This window comes from Caulobacter segnis (genome assembly GCF_019931575.1).
GTDB lineage: Bacteria > Pseudomonadota > Alphaproteobacteria > Caulobacterales > Caulobacteraceae > Caulobacter > Caulobacter segnis_C.
Map to the genome: position 1 here is coordinate 2,832,962 of NZ_CP082923.1, position 15,813 is coordinate 2,848,774.

Below are 15,813 nucleotides of genomic sequence, written 5' to 3' on the forward strand. Positions count from 1 at the left end.
CGCCCGCCGCTTCGGCGGCGTGGACGACCGTCTCGGTCAGGTCAGGCTTGTCCTGCTCCCCGCTCAAAAGCTTTGCCCGATGCTGAGATAGATCTGGAACGCGGGGTCGCCCTTGCGGCGGCCCAGCGGGGCGGCGATGTCGGCGCGGATGGGCCCAAAGCCCAGGTCGTAGCGGATGCCGAAGCCCGCGCCCGCCCGGAAGTCCTCGCGACGCGGGGTCTTGTCGGTGCCGATGGCCCCGGCGTCGATAAAGGCCACGCCGCTCCAGCGCTGGGTGATCTTCTGGCGCAACTCGAACGAGGTCTCGACTAGCGAGACGCCGCCCTGGGGCGTGTTGTCGGAGAGACGCGGGCCGATGGCCTGGTAGGCGTAGCCGCGCACCGAGCCGCCGCCGCCGGCGTAGAAGCGCCGCGACGCCGGGACGTCAGGAATGCTGCCGCCGAGCATCGCGCCCAGCTTCACGCGCGTGGCCAGCACCGTGCTCGCCCCCTTGCCGACGGGCAGATAGACCGAGCCCTGGGTCGTCAGCTTCAGGTAAGGCAGGGTCGTGTCGCCGACGACGTAGGTCGGTTCGCCCCGCGCCTCCAGGCGCCAGCCGCGCTTGGGGTCCAGGATGTTGTCGGAGAAGTCCCAGGCGTAGGCGGCCAGGCCCGCGACGGTGGCCAGGTTCAGCTTGCGGCCGGCGACCGCACCGTTGCTGCTGACCTGCTCCTTGGTCTGGGACAGGTCAAGCGACACGCCGAAGGTGCGATAGGCCGTGGTCTGCCGCCGCTTGGTCAGGTCGACCCCGATCGAGGCGCCGGTTTCGTTATAGGCGTCGGTGTCCTCACGGAAGATCGAGCTGGACAGCTTCAGGGTCTGCTGCGGCCGCCGCCAATGGGGCAGTGAGAGCTCGGCGCCCAGGCTCTGCTCCAGCTTCGCGAAACGCAGCGAATAGGTCGTGGTGTCGGCGCGCTTCAGCCGGTTGTAGCGGCTCCAGCGCACGTCGACGCCCGCGCCTTCGCTCGTGGAGTAGCCGGCGCTGGTCTCGATGGTGCGCGCGCGGCGGTCGGCCAGGGTGACGACGACCGGTCGCAGGCCCTCGGGCGTGGCCTTGTCCGGCCCGGCTAGCGACACCGAGATCGAGTCATAGACGCTGGTGTCGCGCAGGCGACGCTCCAGTTCGGCGACGTCCTCGGGGTCGTAGACGTCGCCCGTGATCCAGGGCGCCAGGTGCGAGACCCAGGCCGGATTGGTCCGCCCCTTGGTGACGACCTCGACGCCGTCCAGATGGACCAGCTCGCCAGAGGCGATCTTGAAGGCAGGTCGAACGGTGTGGTCGGCGTGATCGACAATCACCTCGCGCGGCTCGGCGGCCGCATCGGCGTAGCCCAGCTTGGCGACCTGGGCGACGACCCGCCCCTCGGCCCCGACAACATCGGCGGAGCGCCCCGGCTCGCCGGCGGTCAGGCGCATGGCGGCGGCCGCGCGCTGGCGCGTGCCTTCGTCGGGCGGGCTTCCGGACCAGTCGATGCGGGGATCGGCCAGGACGAAGACCGGGCCAGGCGTGATCTTGACCACCGCGCGCGGCGGCTCGCCATCCAGCACGTCCGGCTCGACGGTGTAGGCGTAATAGCCCTCGGCGCGCAGCACGGCGATGGCGTCCTCGCCGGCCTGGCGGGCGCGTCGACGGGCTTCGGCGCGGCTCTGGGCGGGATGCTTGGATTCGGTCAAGGCGCGTTGAATGGCCTCGCGCAGACCCTTGTCTTCAACGCCTTGGATCTGGGCCATCGGCTCGTCGGCCCACGCGACGGAGGCCGTCAGCCATGTCGCCGCCGTCAAGGCCAGGGAAGTCCGCCCAAGCACCAAATCACGTTCCCCGCGCGAAGCGCCCCCGTCCCTGCTGTAGTCTGGGGTTTCGTCGCTGTCACGACCCGAAATGCACACGACGGACGACGAGCGGCGCTTCTCAAAGCAGGCGAAAGGCGCCCAAATGATAAGCAGCCGTGCGCATCCACGCGGCGAACGTCGAATTCGCCGCGCGAGACAGGCGCGACGTTCTAGAGTCGGGACGGTGTGGCGCCTTCGGCGACGCGCCCAAAGCGAAGAGAAACGTGGACAAAAGCGTGGCGGCGAAGACCCAGACCCTCGAGGACGCACCGACCCTGCCGATGACGGAGGCGGCGTACCTGCCGGGCATCGCCTACGACGAGATGTTCACGCCCGAGGGCGAAGTCCGGCCGCACTACGATCCGCTGCACGGGCGCATGTCGACCTTGGGGGCCGAGGAACTGGCCGGCCGCCAGCGCACGCTGGAACGCTCGTTCCTGCTGCAGGGCATCACCTTCACCGTCTACGGCGCCGAGAACACCACCGAGCGGATCATCCCGACCGACCTCTTCCCGCGCATCATCCCGGCCGCCGAATGGTCGAAGATCGAGGCGGGCCTGACCCAGCGGCTGCAGGCGCTGAACCTGTTCCTGGCCGACATCTACGGCGACCAGCAGATCCTGATGGACGGCGTGGTGCCACGCGAGCTGGTGCTGGGCGCGCCTTCGTACCGCCGCGAGATGCAGCATCTCTATGTGCCCCACAAGGCCTACGCCAATGTCTGCGGCAGCGACCTGATACGCCAGCAGAACGGCGAGTTCGCGGTGCTGGAGGACAATCTGCGCGTCCCGTCCGGCGTCTCATACATGCTGGCCAACCGCGACGCGGCCAAGCGCACCTTCCCGGGCACCTATCGCGCCGCCGGCGTGCGCCCGGTCGAGCGCTATCCCGACCTTCTGCTGTCGACGCTGAAGAGCATGGCCGCGGACTGGCGCAATGACCCCCAGGTCGTGGTGCTGACCCCCGGGGTCTACAACAGCGCCTACTACGAGCACGCCTACTTGGCCCGCCTGATGGGCGTGCCGCTGGTCGAGGGCCGAGACCTCGTGGTGCACGAGAACATGGTCTACATGCGCACCACCACCGGCATTCGGCGCATCGACGTGATCTACCGGCGGGTCGACGACGACTTCATCGATCCCCTCACCTTCCGGCGCGACAGCTCGCTGGGCGCGGCGGGGCTGTTCAACGCCTATCGCGCCGGCAACGTGGTGATCTGCAACGCCCCCGGCACCGGCGTCGCCGACGACAAGGCGGTCTACGCCTATGTTCCCGACATCATCCGCTACTACCTGGGCGAGGACGCCATCCTGCCCAACATCGAGACCTTCTTGTGCCGCGAGCCCCGGCAGCTGCAGCACGTGCTGGGCAATCTAGACAAGTACGTGGTCAAGGCGGTCGGAGCCTCGGGCGGCTACGGCATGCTGGTGGGTCCGCACGCCAGCCAGAAGGAACGCGATGCGTTCGGCGAGGCCATCCAGGCCGACCCCGACAACTATATCGCCCAGCCGACCATCCAGCTGTCGACGGCGCCATGCCTGGTCGACGGCCGCATCGAACCGCGCCACGTCGACCTGCGCCCCTTCATCCTGTCGGGCGAGAAGACGATCGTGACGCCCGGAGCCCTGACCCGCGTGGCGCTGAAGCGCGGCTCGCTGGTGGTCAATTCCAGCCAGGGCGGCGGCTCCAAGGACACCTGGGTGCTGGCCGAGGAGAACGGCCACGCCAATGGGCACGCCAACGGCAACGGGAGCGTCCGTCCATGAGGCTCGTGCTCTTCAAGGCGAAGGGGTCGCTCGCATGATGCTCGCTCGGGTCGCCGACAGCCTCTACTGGCTGGGCCGATACATCGAACGGGCCGAGCACCTCTCGCGCCTGTCATCCGTGATGCTGAACGCCACCCTGGACCAGACGGATTCCGGGACCCAGGCGGTGTGGATCGCCATGGCCGCCGTGGGCGAGCCGGGCGACGGGGCCGGCGTCGGCTCGTTCGAGGCCGCCGAGGCGCTGGTGCTGGATCGGGGCGATCCCAACTCGGTCGTCTCCTCCCTGGCCCGGGCCCGCGAAAACGCCCGCCAGGTGCGCGACCAGATCACCACCGAGACCTGGGAGCGGCTGAACCTGCTGTACCTCAAGGTCACCGACGCCAGGGCTGGCAAAGAGTTCTCGGACGGCTCGGCCAATTTCCTGCACGACGTCATCGCCGACCTGCACCTGTTCAAGGGCGCGGCCGACACCACCATGAGCCACGGCGAGAGCTGGCGGTTCATGATGCTGGGCATCTACATGGAGCGCGCCCAGCTGGTCTCGCGCCTGCTGGAGGTCTGCTTCGCGGAATCGCCGACGCACGGCCGGATCGACGACCATGTGGCCCTGGTCAGCGTGCTGCGCATGGCCTGCGCCCTGGAGCCCTATCTGCGGGTCTACACCGCCGAGATCGAACCCCGGCACATCCTGGAGTTCCTGGTCTTCGACGAGGACTTCCCGCGCTCGATCCGCTTCACCACAGCCCAGATCGAACAGCACCTGTCGGCCATGGCCCGCGGCGGCGTCTTCAGCGAGCGGGCCGGTCCCGAGCGCCTGGCCGGTCGCCTGAAGGCTCGCCTGCAGTTCGCCGACGTCGACGAGCTGGAAGCCGTCGGCGCCGGACCGCTGCTGACCACCGTCGTCAACGAGTGCGCCCGCATCCACGAAGCGATCTACGAGACCTTCGTGGCCTACCCGCTCGAAACGCGCCTGCCCGCCTAGGATTCAAGATCGTGTTGCTCGAAATCCGCCACGTCACCCAGTACCACTACGAGCGCCCCGTCCGGGAAAGCCTGATGGAGCTGTGGATGCAGCCCCAGAAGACCGCCCGCCAGCGCCTGGTCAGCTTCGAGCTGGATCTGGAGCCGGCCGCCCAGGTGTTCTCGTACGCCGACAGCTTCGGCAACGCGGTCTACCACTTCGACGTGCCCCAGCCACACGACAAGCTGACCATCATCGCCCGCTCGGCCGTCGAGACCGAGCCCCCAGGCGAGCGGCCAGATCACCTGGACATGGGCGAATGGGACCGGCTGCGCAGCGAGTTCGTGCGCGGCGAGTGCTTCGACTTCCTGCGCCCGCACGGCTTCGTCCAGCCGACCGAGGCGCTGCGCACCTTCATCGACGAGCACGACCTGGACGCCTTGAAGCGCCGGGACCCGCTGACGGCGGTGCGTACGCTGTCCGAGACCATCTATCGCGCTTTCGAGTACCAGCCCGGCGTCACCGACGCCGATAGCCCGATCGACCTGGCGCTGGGCGTCGGGCGCGGGGTCTGTCAGGACTTCGCCCACATCATGCTGGCCATCTGCCGCGAGTGGGGCATCCCGGCGCGCTATGTCTCGGGTTACCTGTTCACCGACCGCGAGGCCGGCGATCGCTCGGATCCCGACGCCACCCACGCCTGGGTCGAGGTGTTCCTGCCCAGCCTGCGCTGGGTGGGCCTGGACCCCACCAACAACATGATGGCCGGCGAACGACACGTGGCCGTCGCCGTGGGCCGGGACTATGCCGACGTCACGCCCTCACGCGGGGTCTACAAGGGCGACGCGGAAAGCCAACTGGCGGTGGGCGTCACCGTCCGTCGCGCCCGGGCGGCGGTCGCCGAACCCGAATTCCTGCGCATGGCGCGTCCCAGCTTCGCTGGCGGCCGCCGCCGTCCTGACGCGGCCCTGAAACAGGAACTGCACCAGCAGCAGCAGCAGCAGCAGCAGCAGCAGTAGGAGACTACTGCAGGATTTCCGGCTTCAAGGTGGCGGCGAAGCGACGGGCGATGTCCAGCGCTCCGGCCGCGCCACCGGCGCGCGGGCCGATGCGCTGGCTTTCCAGGAACTGGACGCCCGCCTCGGTATCCGAGCGCCAGACGACATGGGCGACATGCACCCGGCGTCCGCCCGCGTCGACGAAGATGAACTTGTCCGGCGGCGCGGCGATGCCCGCCGTCGACAGGCGCGCGCCCTTCTCGGCGACGTCCAGCAGCGAACATTTCCACGAGCGCGGATCGTCCACGATGTAGATCTTGCGCGCCGCCGGCATCCGGGGATGCGAGCGACGTTCCGCGCCTGAGGCCTCGACCATGAGCATGCGAATCCTAGAACTCCCGCCGTATGGACGATGACGATTTTAGCGCAAGTCGACGCGATGCGCGCCCACGTTGAACCGTGTCCGTCCAAAGCCAGCTTAAGCGGTAAAGTTCCTTAGGCGGCGTAAACGTGAGCCTTACGAGCGGCGATCTTCACCGTTCCTTGGAAACGAGCGGCCTCGGCGCGCGAAGCGCTGATCTCGATGTGGCGACCGTCGGCGGCCGTGGCGTTGACGGTGGTCAAGGCCCCCTGGACATGCGCGCGGTCGACGCGGACCTCGAAACCGCCGTCGTCCAGCACGAAGTCGTGCGGTCGGACATAGGCCGTGGCCGAGCCTTCACGAACGCCGCCGGCCGGCAGGCGCAGCACGCCGGCGTTGAACTGGCCGCCGCCGACCTGGCCCTCGAAGCAGTTGGCCTCGCCGACGAAGCCGCAGACGAAGGCCGTCTCGGGCTGATCGTGGACTTGATCCGGGGTGCCGATCTGCTCGATCTGGCCCTTGTTCAGGATCGCCACGCGGTCGGCCAGCTCCAGGGCCTCTTCCTGGTCGTGGGTCACGAAGATGGTGGTGACGCCCGTGGCGTCGTGGACGCGGCGCAGCTCCTTGCGCAGCGACTTGCGGACCGTGGCGTCCAGGGCGCCGAAGGGCTCGTCCAGCAGCAGCACGCTGGGTTGCACCGCCAGGGCGCGCGACAGGGCCACGCGCTGGCGCTGGCCGCCCGACAGCTGCGAGGGATAGCGCTTGCCCAGACCATCCAGCTCGACCAGCTTCAGCAGATCCTCGACCCGCTTGGCGATCTCGGCCTTGGATGGCTTGTCCTTGCCCTTCCGCACGTCCAGGCCGAACGCGATGTTCTTGGCCACGGTCATGTGCTTGAACAGCGCGTACTGCTGGAACACGAAGCCCACGCGGCGATCAGCGGCCGAGGCGAAGGTCACATCCTCGTCGCCGAACAGCACCTGGCCGACGTCGGGGAATTCCAGACCGGCGATCGTGCGCAGCAGCGTCGTCTTGCCCGAACCCGACGGCCCCAGCAGGGCCAGCAGTTCGCCGTCGGCGATCTCGAGGTCGACCTTGTTCAGCGCCGGATAGCGGCCGAACTTCTTTTCGACGGAACGGATGGAGATGGTCATAGGCTCGTGAAGTCCATTCAGTGTCCGCCGCGCCCGCGCATGCCGGGCTGAGCGACTTCCAGCGCCGTCTTCAGCACCAGGGTCACCACGGCTAGCAGGCACAGCAGGGCCGCGACGGCGAAGGCGCCGACGAAGTCGTACTCGTTGTAGAGGATCTCTACGTGCAGCGGCATGGTGTTGGTCAGGCCACGGATATGGCCGCTGACCACCGACACCGCGCCGAACTCGCCCATGGCGCGGGCGTTGCACAGCAGGACGCCGTACATCAGGCCCCAGCGCACATTGGGGGCGGTCACCCGCCAGAAGGTGTAGAGCCCGCTCGCGCCCATCGACACGGCCGCCTCCTCCTCGCTGGTTCCCTGCTCCTGCATCAGCGGGATCAGCTCGCGGGCCACGAACGGGAAGGTCACGAACACGGTCGCCAGCACGATACCGGGCACGGCGAAGATGATCTTGATGTCGTTGTCGACCAGGTATTCGCCGAACCACCCCTGCAGACCGAAGATCAGCACGTAGATCAGACCAGCCACCACGGGCGACACCGAGAACGGCAGGTCGATCAGCGTAATCAGCAGCGGCTTGCCGGGGAACTCGTGCTTGGCGATGGCCCAGGCGGCGCACAGGCCGAAGGCGGCGTTGAACGGCACCGAGATCGCCGCGGTGATCAGGGTCAGCTTCACCGCCGCCAGGGCGTCGGTGTTGTTGATCGCCTCCAGCGCCGCGCCAAGGCCCTTGCGCAGGGCCTCGGCGAACACGGCGGCCAACGGCAGGATCAGGACGAGGGCCAGGAAGGCCATGACCACGCCGATGACGAGGGCCTTGGCCCAGGCTGGATCGTCGGTGGCGCGGCGGCGCGAAACGGTAGCCATCAGTCGAACCTCCGCGCCCAGGCCTGGATGGCGTTGATTACGAACAGCATCGTGAACGAGACCGTCAGCATCACGACGGCGATCGTGGCGGCGCGGGCGTACTCGAACTGCTCCAGCTGGATGATGATCAGCAGCGGCGCGATCTCGGACTTGTAGGGCATGTTGCCGGCGATGAAGATTACCGAGCCGTACTCGCCGACCCCACGCGCGAAAGCCATGGCGAAACCGGTCAGCCAGGCCGGCGCCAGGGCCGGGAGGACGATGCGCAGGATGGTGTCGATCCGGTTCGCGCCCAGACTGGCGGCGGCCTCCTCGACATCCTCGGCGGCGTCGCGCAGCACGGGTTCGATGGTGCGGACCACGAACGGCAGGCCGATGAAGATCAGGGCGATGGTCACGCCGATGGGGTTGTAGGCGGCCTTGATGCCCAGCGGCGTCAGGAACTGCCCCACCCAGCCGTTGGGGGAGTAGAGCGTCGCCAGGGCGATGCCGGCCACCGCGGTCGGCAGGGCGAACGGCAGGTCGACCAGGGCGTTGACGATGGTCTTGCCTGGAAAGTCATAGCGGACCAGCGCCCACGCGGTCAGCACGCCGAACACGCCATTGATCACCGCCGCCACGAACGCCGCGCCGAAGCTCAGCCGATAGGCGGCCATCGATCGCTGCGAGGTCGCCACGGCCCAGAACTCGGCGGGCGACTGGTGGGCCGCCTTCAGGACCACGGCGCTCAGGGGAATCAGGACGATCAGCGACAGCACGGTCAGCGTCACGCCCATGGTCAGGCCGAAACCCGGAATCGCCGAACGCCGACGGAAAAGGGGCCGCTTGCCCGATCCCTGGGGCCTCGGGGCGGACGACCGGCGCGCGGCGGTGTCGGCGGTCATCGTCTGATCGTCGTCCAGGGTCCGGGCTCGCCACATAGCTCAAGGCAAAGGTTGAACGCGTGAGACCGCATCCGGGTCCCGACTGCGTCGAGGAAACTGCGCCGCTTAAATCCCTACAAGGCCTATCGGGCAAATGAGAAAAGTCAGGTCGGCGCCACAGAAAAACTGGCGAGGGGTTCGCGTGGCGCGCTGCGCGGGCAAGCGCTCGGCGCGCCGGACAAGCCGGTAGGATTTTTGGAAGTTCGGCGCGTCTCGCGCCGTGGAACCTCTGACAGATCAGAGGCTTGGTTTGGTAGGCCGGGTGGGGTTCGAACCCACGACCATTCGATTAAAAGTCGAATGCTCTACCACTGAGCTACCGGCCCGCTAACGATCCGGCGGGGGCCGGTGGAAGCGGCGCGGACCATAGTCGGGGGGCTCGTGCGTCGCAAGCATGGTTTCGCCGTTTTTCCGACGGATGACGGTAAAGCTGTGAGCGGGTTAGGGTGAGTCATGCGTGGAACCTTGCTTTTGACGGTCGTCTGCGGCGCGACCCTGGCCGGAACGGCCTTCGCGCGTCAGCAGGAGCCGCCGCCCCCGCTTGCCGCGCCCCCCTCCCCGGCCTCGAATTCAGCTCAGGATTCGCCGGCCCAGCCGGACGATGAGGGGCGCATCAAATCGACCTCGGAAGCCAATCGGGACGGAATCACCGGGGCCATGCAGGCGCCGCTGCGCGACGTGAACATCGTCCGCACCAAGATCCCGCGCGTGCTGCTGGAGGCGATGGACGATCCCTACAAGCGACCGGACAAGGCGGACTGCAAGAGCCTGATCGCCCTGGTCCAGCCGCTGGACGTCGCCCTGGGCGAGGACATCGATCGCAAGCCCCCGGCCGAGAACGAGGATCTGATGGACCGTGGGCGCAAGGCCGCAGGCGGCGCCGCGCTGGGCGCGGTGGCCAGCGCGGCGCAGGACATGATTCCGATGCGCGGCTGGGTCCGCAAGCTGACCGGGGCCGAGCGCCACGATCGCCTGGTGCAGAGCGCCGTCGCCTCGGGCGCGGTGCGACGGGCCTATCTGAAGGGCCTGGGTGAAGCGCGAGGCTGCAATCCGCCGGCGACGCCCCAGCACAAGCCGCCAGTCGCGCCGCCGGTGGTCGATCCGGGCATGCCGCCGCCGCGTGATCCCTATGGTCCGCGAAAGCCCCGCTTCCCGATCAACAAGGAAGAGGTCACGCCCGTGCCCCAAGGGCCTCGCTACTAGGCGACGGCGCTACTGGCCCGAGCCGAGGTGCCGGGCGCGGAAATCGCGCCGGAACTGCTCGAAACGTCCCTCGGCGATCGCGGCGCGCATGGCGGCGGTCAACGCCTGGAAGAAGGCGATGTTGTGCCAGGACAGCAGCACCTGGCCCAGAATCTCCTCGGCCTTGAACAGATGGCGCAGATAGGCCTTGGAATAGTCGCGGCTGGCCGGGCAGTCGCTGTCCGGATCCAGCGGCGACTCGTCCTCGGCGTATTTGGCGTTCTTCAGGTTGATCGGGCCGTCCCAGGTCCAGGCCTGGCCGTGGCGTCCCGAGCGGGTGGGCAGCACGCAGTCGAACATGTCGACGCCGCGCGCGACGGCTTCCACCAGGTCGATCGGCTTGCCGACGCCCATCAGGTAGCGCGGACGATCCTCCGGTAGCAGGCCGGGCGCGTAGTCCAGCACCTCGCACATCGCCTCGTGCCCCTCGCCGACCGCCAGGCCGCCGATGGCATAGCCGTCGAAACCGATCTCGCGCAGGCGGTCGGAAGACTCGCGGCGCAGGGCCTCGAAAGTCGAACCCTGCTGGATGCCGAACAGGGCCTGGGTGTCACGGGCTCCGAAGGCGTCCTTGGAACGCCTGGCCCAGCGGGCCGACAATTCCATGCCCTTGCGCGCCCTCGCCTCCTCGGCCGGCCAGGCGACGCACTCGTCCAGTTGCATGACGATGTCGCTGCCCAGGAGATCAGCCTGGATCTCGATCGAGCGCTCGGGAGTCAGTACGTGCTTGGAGCCGTCGACATGGCTGGAGAAGGTCACGGCCTCCTCGGTCAGCTTGCTGATGCCCGACAGCGACATGACCTGGAAGCCGCCGCTGTCAGTCAGGATCGGCTTGTCCCAGCGCATGAACTTGTGCAGGCCGCCCAGGCGCGCCACCCGCTCGGCCGAGGGCCGCAGCATCAGGTGGTAGGTATTGCCCAGGATGATGTCCGCGCCGGTGTCCTTGACCTGGTCGACGGTCATGGCCTTGACGGTCGCGGCCGTGCCGACAGGCATGAAGGCCGGCGTGCGGATGTCGCCGCGCGGAGTCTTCAGGACGCCCGTGCGCGCCTTGCCTTCCGTGGCTTTGATCTCGAAGGGGAACGCGGCCATCAGCGGATCTCGTCTTTGAACAGCAGACTGCCGTCGCCGTAGGAATAGAAGCGATAGCCCGTCGCAATGGCGTGCTCATAGGCCGTGCGCATGGTCGCCTGGCCAGCGAAGGCGCTGACCAGCATGAACAGGGTCGACTTGGGCAGGTGGAAGTTGGTCATCAGGACGTCGGCGGCGCGGAAGCGGTAGCCGGGCGTGATGAAGATGGCGGTCTCGTCGGCGAACGGCTTCACCACGCCGTCCTCGCCCGTGGCGCTCTCCAGCAGGCGCAGGGACGTGGTGCCGACACAGACGATGCGGCCGCCGGCGGCGCGGACGGCGTTGAGGGCGTCGGCGACATCCTTCGTCACTTCCCCGAACTCGGCGTGCATCCTGTGCTCGGAGACCTCGTCGGTCTTGACCGGCAGGAAGGTGCCCGCGCCCACGTGCAAGGTCACGAAGTGCAGAGAGACGCCCCTTTCCTTCAGCCTTTCAAGCAGATCGGGCGTGAAGTGCAGACCGGCGGTCGGAGCGGCCACCGAGCCGTCCTCGCGAGCATAGACGGTCTGGTAGTCGGCGCGGTCGCGTTCGTCCTCGCCCCGCTTGGCGGCGATGTAGGGCGGCAACGGCATGTCGCCATGACGGGCGACGCCGATATCGAGGTCGGGACCGGACAGATCGAACGCCAGAACGACCTCGCCGCCCTCGTGCTTCTCGGCGACGGTGGCGTCCAGGCGCTCGCCTTCGCAGGCGCGGTCCTCACGAGCGCCGAACGCCACGCGGTCGCCGACCTTCAGCCGCTTGCCCGGCCGCATGAAGGCGCTCCAGTGGCTGGGCGAGACGCGACGGTGCAGGGTCGCCTCGACGGCCACGGGCGTGCCGTCCGCGCCGCCCGTGGTGCGCCCCTCTCGCAGCCCCGAAAGGCGCGCGGGGATCACGCGGGTGTCGTTGAAGACCAGCGCGTCGCCGGGACGCAGGAAGTCGGGCAACTCGCGAACCACATGGTCGGCGAGGTCCTCGCCCGGACGGACCACCAGCAGACGCGCCGCGTCGCGCGGCTCGGCCGGGCGCAGGGCTATACGGTCCTCGGGCAGGTCGAAATCGAAGTCGGAAAGGCGCATGGGCGGGCTTCAAGCGCACGATGGGCCGCGAAGGTCAAGAGACAGGCGGTTTTCGCCCTCCGGACGTGCTTGACCTGGGAGAGGTCAAACTGGGGCGCGCAAATCTTCGCCTCGGCATGCTAAGGGCGGCGCATGCGCCTGATCGTCGATTTGCTCAGCCTGCTTGTCCGCGGCACCGCCCTGATGCTGGGATTAGTCGGCGCCAGCCTATCGGTGGCGGGCCTCGGCGGCCTGTTCAGCGACCGGTTGGACGCCGTAACCCATGCGACCCCGCTCTGGCTGGCCATGGGAGTCGGCGCGGTTCTCTTTGGCGGCCTCTTTGCGCGACAGGCAGAGCGGTGGGTGATGGTCGGTCTCGGCGTCATCGCTATCGGCGCGTGCGGTTTGCTGATGGCGCCCGAGGTGTCGGCCGCCTGGCGCTTCAAACGTGAGGCGGCCGCGCCCGGAGACCTGAAGGTCATCCAGTTCAACGCCTGGCACGAGAACCGCTCACCCGAGAAGAGCCTCTCGTGGCTTCTGGCCCAAAACGCCGACATCGTAGTGCTCGAGGAGGCCGGCGGAACATCCTGGGCCATGGTGAAGGGCCTGAAAGCCGCCTATCCTTTCGCCTCCTGTCCAAAGGGTCGTAGCTGCGAACCTTGGATCTTCTCACGCAGGAAGATTCTCGCCAGCGGGCGTCTCGTCAGGGGCGCGCCATCGGCCTGGGTCAAGATCGAGGATCCGGCGGGCGACTTCACCGTGGCGGGCGTGCATTTTGTATGGCCCGTCCCAGCCGGCGCAGCAGGCGCAATCACGAGACCTGGTCGCCTCGGTGGCCAAGCTTGATCGCCGCGGCCTCATTCTCACCGGCGATTTCAATTCGACGCCCTGGTCATTCACCCTGAAACGTCAGGATAAGGCGCTTGGCATGCGGCGCTGGACACGCGCTCTGCCCTCCTGGCCGTCGGGCCAGTTCTCGCGGGTCGCCGCCGCCCCCTCGCCCTTCCTGCCCATCGACCACGTCTATACGGGCGACGGATGGCGCGCGATCAGCGTCGAGCGGGGCCCCGCCATCGGCTCGGACCATCGTCCCGTCGTCGTGAGCCTGCGCCGATCACCCAAATAGAAACGGCCCCGGAACAGGTCCGGGGCCGTCTCCAGATATCGCTTGCCGCGAAGACTCAGGCGTCGGCGGCGATCTTGGCGCTGACGATCTTGCCCGGTTCGCGCGGCGGCTCGCCCTTGGGCAGCGCGTCGACGTTTTCCATGCCTTCGGTCACCTGGCCCCACACCGTGTACTGCTTGTCCAGGAAGGTGGCGTCGTCGAACACGATGAAGAACTGGCTGTTGGCCGAGTCCGGATTCGGGGTGCGGGCCATCGAGACCACGCCGCGCACGTGCGGTTCGTCGTTGAACTCGGCCTTCAGGTCCGGCTTGTCCGAACCGCCGCGGCCAGTGCCCGACGGGTCGCCGCCCTGGGCCATGAAGCCCGGGATCACGCGGTGGAAGACGACGCCGTCATAGAAGCCCTCGCGCACCAGTTCCTTGATGCGGGCCACGTGGCCGGGCGCCAGATCGGGACGCAGCTTGATCGTGACCGGGCCGGTCTCGAGGGTCAGGATCAGGGTGTTTTCGAGGTCGGCCGACATGGTCTTCCCTTGGATGGCGAGGAGTTGTGACGCGCTTCTAGCGCGGTTCACGCGGTCCTGTGAACCAAGTCCGGCCCGAAATCGGGAATTGATCAGCGAACCTCGATCGGCGGATCGATGTCGCAGACCGAGAAATCCGCGCCCTTCAGCGCCCGCAGACGCTTGGTTTCGGCCGCGAACCAGGCGCTCTTCGGGTCGATCACGCGCACCTTGGGGCGCTCGTTCTCGGGGATGTCGCTCAGCAGGCGGACCTTGGTCATCAGGTCCTGCGGCGCGGACACGGGCTCGCCAGTCTTGATGGCGCGGACGGCGTCCAGGCCGCTGATCACGCGACCAAAGGCCGTGTAGCGCTTGTCCAGCGACGGATAGGGCTGGCGCATCAGGAAGAACTGGCTGTTGGCCGAGTTGTTGTCCTCGTCGCGGGCCATGCCGACCACGCCGGGGCAATAGGTCCCCCAGGCGGCGACCTTCTTGTCGCTGGTCATGTCGCTCCAGCTCCAGGCCTGACTGACGACTGGCAGCGACTTGACGTAGCCGACCTCGAGACCGGCCGGCGCGGCCATCGCCACGAAGCCCGTCTCCGCCGTGCGGCGGAACGTGAACTCGGCCTTGAGATTGGGCAGATCGGACCCGCCCTCGCCCGTATTGGTCGGATCGCCGGTCTGGGCCATGAACCTGTCAATGACCCGGAAGAAGGTGCGGCCGTCATAGACGCCGGCCCGGGTCAGGTCCTGCAAGCGGGCGACGTGGCTCGGCGCGACTTCCGGAACCAGCTCGACCAGCACCCGTCCCTTGTTGGTGTCGATCACCATCACCGTCTCGGGCGCGGGCGTCCGCCAGTCCGCTTCCGTCGGCTTGGCCGGAGCCGCCGCGATGGCTGGAGCCGCCGCGATGGCTGGAGCCGAAATCGCCGCCAGGCAGAGCCCGGCCAGGAGCGCGCGCGAGGACGTCATGTCACTTCACCTGAACCGGCACGTCCACGTCACAGTTGGTGAAGCTGCCGCCCAGTTCGCCCTGGCGCTTGGCGACCAGCGCCTTGAAGGTGGCCGAACCGGTGTTCATCACCTGGATGGTCGGACGCTTGTCCGCCGGCAGATCGGCCAGCAGCTTGACGCTGATCATCTTGTCCTGCGGATCCGGCACCGGCTCGCCGGTCTTGATGTTGCGGACAACATCGACACCCTGAAGGACGCGACCGAAGGCCGTGTAGGTCTTGTCCAGCGAGGCGTTGGCCTGGCGCATGAAGAAGAACTGGCTGTTGGCGCTGTCGGGATCGCCGGCGCGAGCCATGCCCAGCACGCCCGGACAGAAGTTGCCCCAGGTCGCGACCTTGCGGTCGGCGGTCATCACCGCCAGGGCCGAGTTCTGACTGGTCACCGGCAGCGCCGCGACCCAGCCCTGCTCGTTGCTGCCGACCTTATAGCTCTGGGCCACCGGCGTATCGGCGCCGCGGCGGAAGGAGAACTCGGCGGTCAGGTTCGGCTGGTCCGAGCCTCCGATGCCGGTGTTCTGCGGGTCGCCCGTCTGGGCCATGAAGTCGCTGATCACCCGGAAGAAGGTCAGGCCGTCGTAGAAGCCGCTCTTCACCAGCCCGCGCACGCGCTCGACATGGTTCGGCGCGACCTGCGGATAGAGCTCGGCGATGATCCGGCCCTTATTGGTCTCGACGACGATGACGTTGTTGGGGTCGGGCGCGCGCCAGTCCGCGCCAGCTGGAGCGACGGTCTGGGCCGAGGCCGTGGTGGCGGCGAGCGCCAGCGCGGCGGCGGTCATGGCGAGCTTCATTGAGTACCCCGAACAGAATAGGTCGCGGCCGGCGTAGAACGACACGGCCTCCCCGACAAGTGCGG

16 protein-coding genes and 1 tRNA gene are annotated in these 15,813 nt (G+C 68.0%); 6 read left to right on the top strand and 11 right to left on the bottom strand.

The window, feature by feature from the left end:
* Nucleotides 1–63: 63 nt before the first annotated feature.
* A complete protein-coding gene (locus K8940_RS12985; protein ID WP_223390380.1) occupies nucleotides 64–1,848 on the bottom strand; it encodes an autotransporter assembly complex protein TamA in 1,785 nt (594 codons plus the stop codon).
* Between the two features lie 257 nt (nucleotides 1,849–2,105).
* Between K8940_RS12985 and K8940_RS12990 the strand changes: the two genes are divergently transcribed.
* From K8940_RS12990 to K8940_RS13000, 3 genes are read left to right on the top strand one after another with little or no spacing between them, the layout of a single operon-like run.
* Nucleotides 2,106–3,635, top strand: coding sequence for a circularly permuted type 2 ATP-grasp protein (locus tag K8940_RS12990; RefSeq protein ID WP_223395855.1), 1,530 nt, complete (start codon nucleotides 2,106–2,108; stop codon nucleotides 3,633–3,635).
* A gap of 34 nt (nucleotides 3,636–3,669) precedes the next feature.
* Nucleotides 3,670–4,617 (top strand): alpha-E domain-containing protein, encoded by a 948-nt coding sequence (locus tag K8940_RS12995; protein ID WP_223390381.1) that lies wholly within the window; start codon nucleotides 3,670–3,672, stop codon nucleotides 4,615–4,617.
* A gap of 11 nt (nucleotides 4,618–4,628) precedes the next feature.
* Entirely contained in the window at nucleotides 4,629–5,615 is a 987-nt protein-coding gene (locus tag K8940_RS13000; protein WP_223390382.1) for a transglutaminase N-terminal domain-containing protein, read from the top strand.
* Nucleotides 5,616–5,619: 4 nt separating this feature from the next.
* On the opposite strand, the gene K8940_RS13005 is transcribed toward K8940_RS13000, so the two are convergent.
* The 5 genes from K8940_RS13005 to K8940_RS13025 all read right to left on the bottom strand — a co-directional run bounded on the left by K8940_RS13005 (nucleotide 5,620) and on the right by K8940_RS13025 (nucleotide 9,227).
* Complete coding sequence (locus K8940_RS13005; RefSeq protein WP_223390383.1) at nucleotides 5,620–5,976, bottom strand: PilZ domain-containing protein; 357 nt, start codon at nucleotides 5,974–5,976, stop codon at nucleotides 5,620–5,622.
* A 113-nt stretch (nucleotides 5,977–6,089) separates the two neighbouring features.
* The gene (locus K8940_RS13010; RefSeq protein WP_223390384.1) at nucleotides 6,090–7,109 is read right to left on the bottom strand and encodes a sulfate/molybdate ABC transporter ATP-binding protein; all 1,020 of its coding nucleotides are present in this window, start codon (nucleotides 7,107–7,109) and stop codon (nucleotides 6,090–6,092) included.
* A gap of 17 nt (nucleotides 7,110–7,126) precedes the next feature.
* The gene (gene cysW / locus K8940_RS13015) at nucleotides 7,127–7,978 is read right to left on the bottom strand and encodes a sulfate ABC transporter permease subunit CysW (protein WP_223390385.1); all 852 of its coding nucleotides are present in this window, start codon (nucleotides 7,976–7,978) and stop codon (nucleotides 7,127–7,129) included.
* Nucleotides 7,978–8,862: a sulfate ABC transporter permease subunit CysT gene (gene cysT / locus K8940_RS13020; RefSeq protein WP_223390386.1), complete on the bottom strand. Its 885-nt coding sequence runs from the start codon at nucleotides 8,860–8,862 to the stop codon at nucleotides 7,978–7,980. The genes cysW and cysT overlap by 1 nt, the downstream gene beginning before the upstream one ends.
* Before the next feature lie 290 nt (nucleotides 8,863–9,152).
* A tRNA-Lys gene (locus K8940_RS13025) sits at nucleotides 9,153–9,227 on the bottom strand.
* Between the two features lie 127 nt (nucleotides 9,228–9,354).
* On the opposite strand from K8940_RS13025, the gene K8940_RS13030 reads away from it, so the two are divergent.
* A complete protein-coding gene (locus K8940_RS13030) occupies nucleotides 9,355–10,104 on the top strand; it encodes a hypothetical protein (RefSeq protein ID WP_223390387.1) in 750 nt (249 codons plus the stop codon).
* Nucleotides 10,105–10,113: 9 nt separating this feature from the next.
* On the opposite strand, the gene tgt is transcribed toward K8940_RS13030, so the two are convergent.
* Both tgt and queA read right to left on the bottom strand, forming a co-directional pair.
* Nucleotides 10,114–11,235, bottom strand: coding sequence for a tRNA guanosine(34) transglycosylase Tgt (gene tgt / locus K8940_RS13035; RefSeq protein WP_223390388.1), 1,122 nt, complete (start codon nucleotides 11,233–11,235; stop codon nucleotides 10,114–10,116).
* A complete protein-coding gene (queA, locus tag K8940_RS13040) occupies nucleotides 11,235–12,335 on the bottom strand; it encodes a tRNA preQ1(34) S-adenosylmethionine ribosyltransferase-isomerase QueA (protein WP_223390389.1) in 1,101 nt (366 codons plus the stop codon). Before queA ends, tgt begins: the two co-directional genes overlap by 1 nt.
* Before the next feature lie 132 nt (nucleotides 12,336–12,467).
* Here queA and K8940_RS13045 point away from each other — a divergent pair, with 132 nt between their 5' ends.
* Together K8940_RS13045 and K8940_RS13050 are read left to right on the top strand one after the other, a co-directional pair.
* Entirely contained in the window at nucleotides 12,468–13,160 is a 693-nt protein-coding gene (locus tag K8940_RS13045; protein ID WP_223390390.1) for a hypothetical protein, read from the top strand.
* A complete protein-coding gene (locus tag K8940_RS13050) occupies nucleotides 13,090–13,440 on the top strand; it encodes an endonuclease/exonuclease/phosphatase family protein (RefSeq protein WP_223390391.1) in 351 nt (116 codons plus the stop codon). The genes K8940_RS13045 and K8940_RS13050 overlap by 71 nt, the downstream gene beginning before the upstream one ends.
* A gap of 55 nt (nucleotides 13,441–13,495) precedes the next feature.
* Here K8940_RS13050 and K8940_RS13055 read toward each other — a convergent pair whose 3' ends face one another.
* From K8940_RS13055 to K8940_RS13065, 3 genes are all read right to left on the bottom strand, one after another.
* Nucleotides 13,496–13,963, bottom strand: a complete 468-nt coding sequence (locus tag K8940_RS13055; RefSeq protein ID WP_223390392.1) for a peptidylprolyl isomerase — start codon at nucleotides 13,961–13,963, stop codon at nucleotides 13,496–13,498.
* A 92-nt stretch (nucleotides 13,964–14,055) separates the two neighbouring features.
* Nucleotides 14,056–14,916, bottom strand: coding sequence for a peptidylprolyl isomerase (locus K8940_RS13060; RefSeq protein ID WP_223390393.1), 861 nt, complete (start codon nucleotides 14,914–14,916; stop codon nucleotides 14,056–14,058).
* A 1-nt stretch (nucleotide 14,917) separates the two neighbouring features.
* Nucleotides 14,918–15,748, bottom strand: coding sequence for a peptidylprolyl isomerase (locus tag K8940_RS13065; protein WP_223390394.1), 831 nt, complete (start codon nucleotides 15,746–15,748; stop codon nucleotides 14,918–14,920).
* Nucleotides 15,749–15,813: the final 65 nt, after the last annotated feature.

What these genes read in the sequence shown, in the direction of transcription:
- K8940_RS12995 (WP_223390381.1), top strand. Translation starts at nt 3,670, where the DNA reads ATGATGCTCGCTCGGGTCGCCGACAGCCTCTACTGGCTGGGCCGATAC.
- K8940_RS13005 (WP_223390383.1), bottom strand. Translation starts at nt 5,976, where the DNA reads ATGCTCATGGTCGAGGCCTCAGGCGCGGAACGTCGCTCGCATCCCCGG.
- K8940_RS13010 (WP_223390384.1), bottom strand. Translation starts at nt 7,109, where the DNA reads ATGACCATCTCCATCCGTTCCGTCGAAAAGAAGTTCGGCCGCTATCCG.
- cysW (WP_223390385.1), bottom strand. Translation starts at nt 7,978, where the DNA reads ATGGCTACCGTTTCGCGCCGCCGCGCCACCGACGATCCAGCCTGGGCC.
- cysT (WP_223390386.1), bottom strand. Translation starts at nt 8,862, where the DNA reads ATGACCGCCGACACCGCCGCGCGCCGGTCGTCCGCCCCGAGGCCCCAG.
- K8940_RS13030 (WP_223390387.1), top strand. Translation starts at nt 9,355, where the DNA reads ATGCGTGGAACCTTGCTTTTGACGGTCGTCTGCGGCGCGACCCTGGCC.
- tgt (WP_223390388.1), bottom strand. Translation starts at nt 11,235, where the DNA reads ATGGCCGCGTTCCCCTTCGAGATCAAAGCCACGGAAGGCAAGGCGCGC.
- queA (WP_223390389.1), bottom strand. Translation starts at nt 12,335, where the DNA reads ATGCGCCTTTCCGACTTCGATTTCGACCTGCCCGAGGACCGTATAGCC.
- K8940_RS13045 (WP_223390390.1), top strand. Translation starts at nt 12,468, where the DNA reads ATGCGCCTGATCGTCGATTTGCTCAGCCTGCTTGTCCGCGGCACCGCC.
- K8940_RS13055 (WP_223390392.1), bottom strand. Translation starts at nt 13,963, where the DNA reads ATGTCGGCCGACCTCGAAAACACCCTGATCCTGACCCTCGAGACCGGC.
- K8940_RS13060 (WP_223390393.1), bottom strand. Translation starts at nt 14,916, where the DNA reads ATGACGTCCTCGCGCGCGCTCCTGGCCGGGCTCTGCCTGGCGGCGATT.
- K8940_RS13065 (WP_223390394.1), bottom strand. Translation starts at nt 15,748, where the DNA reads ATGAAGCTCGCCATGACCGCCGCCGCGCTGGCGCTCGCCGCCACCACG.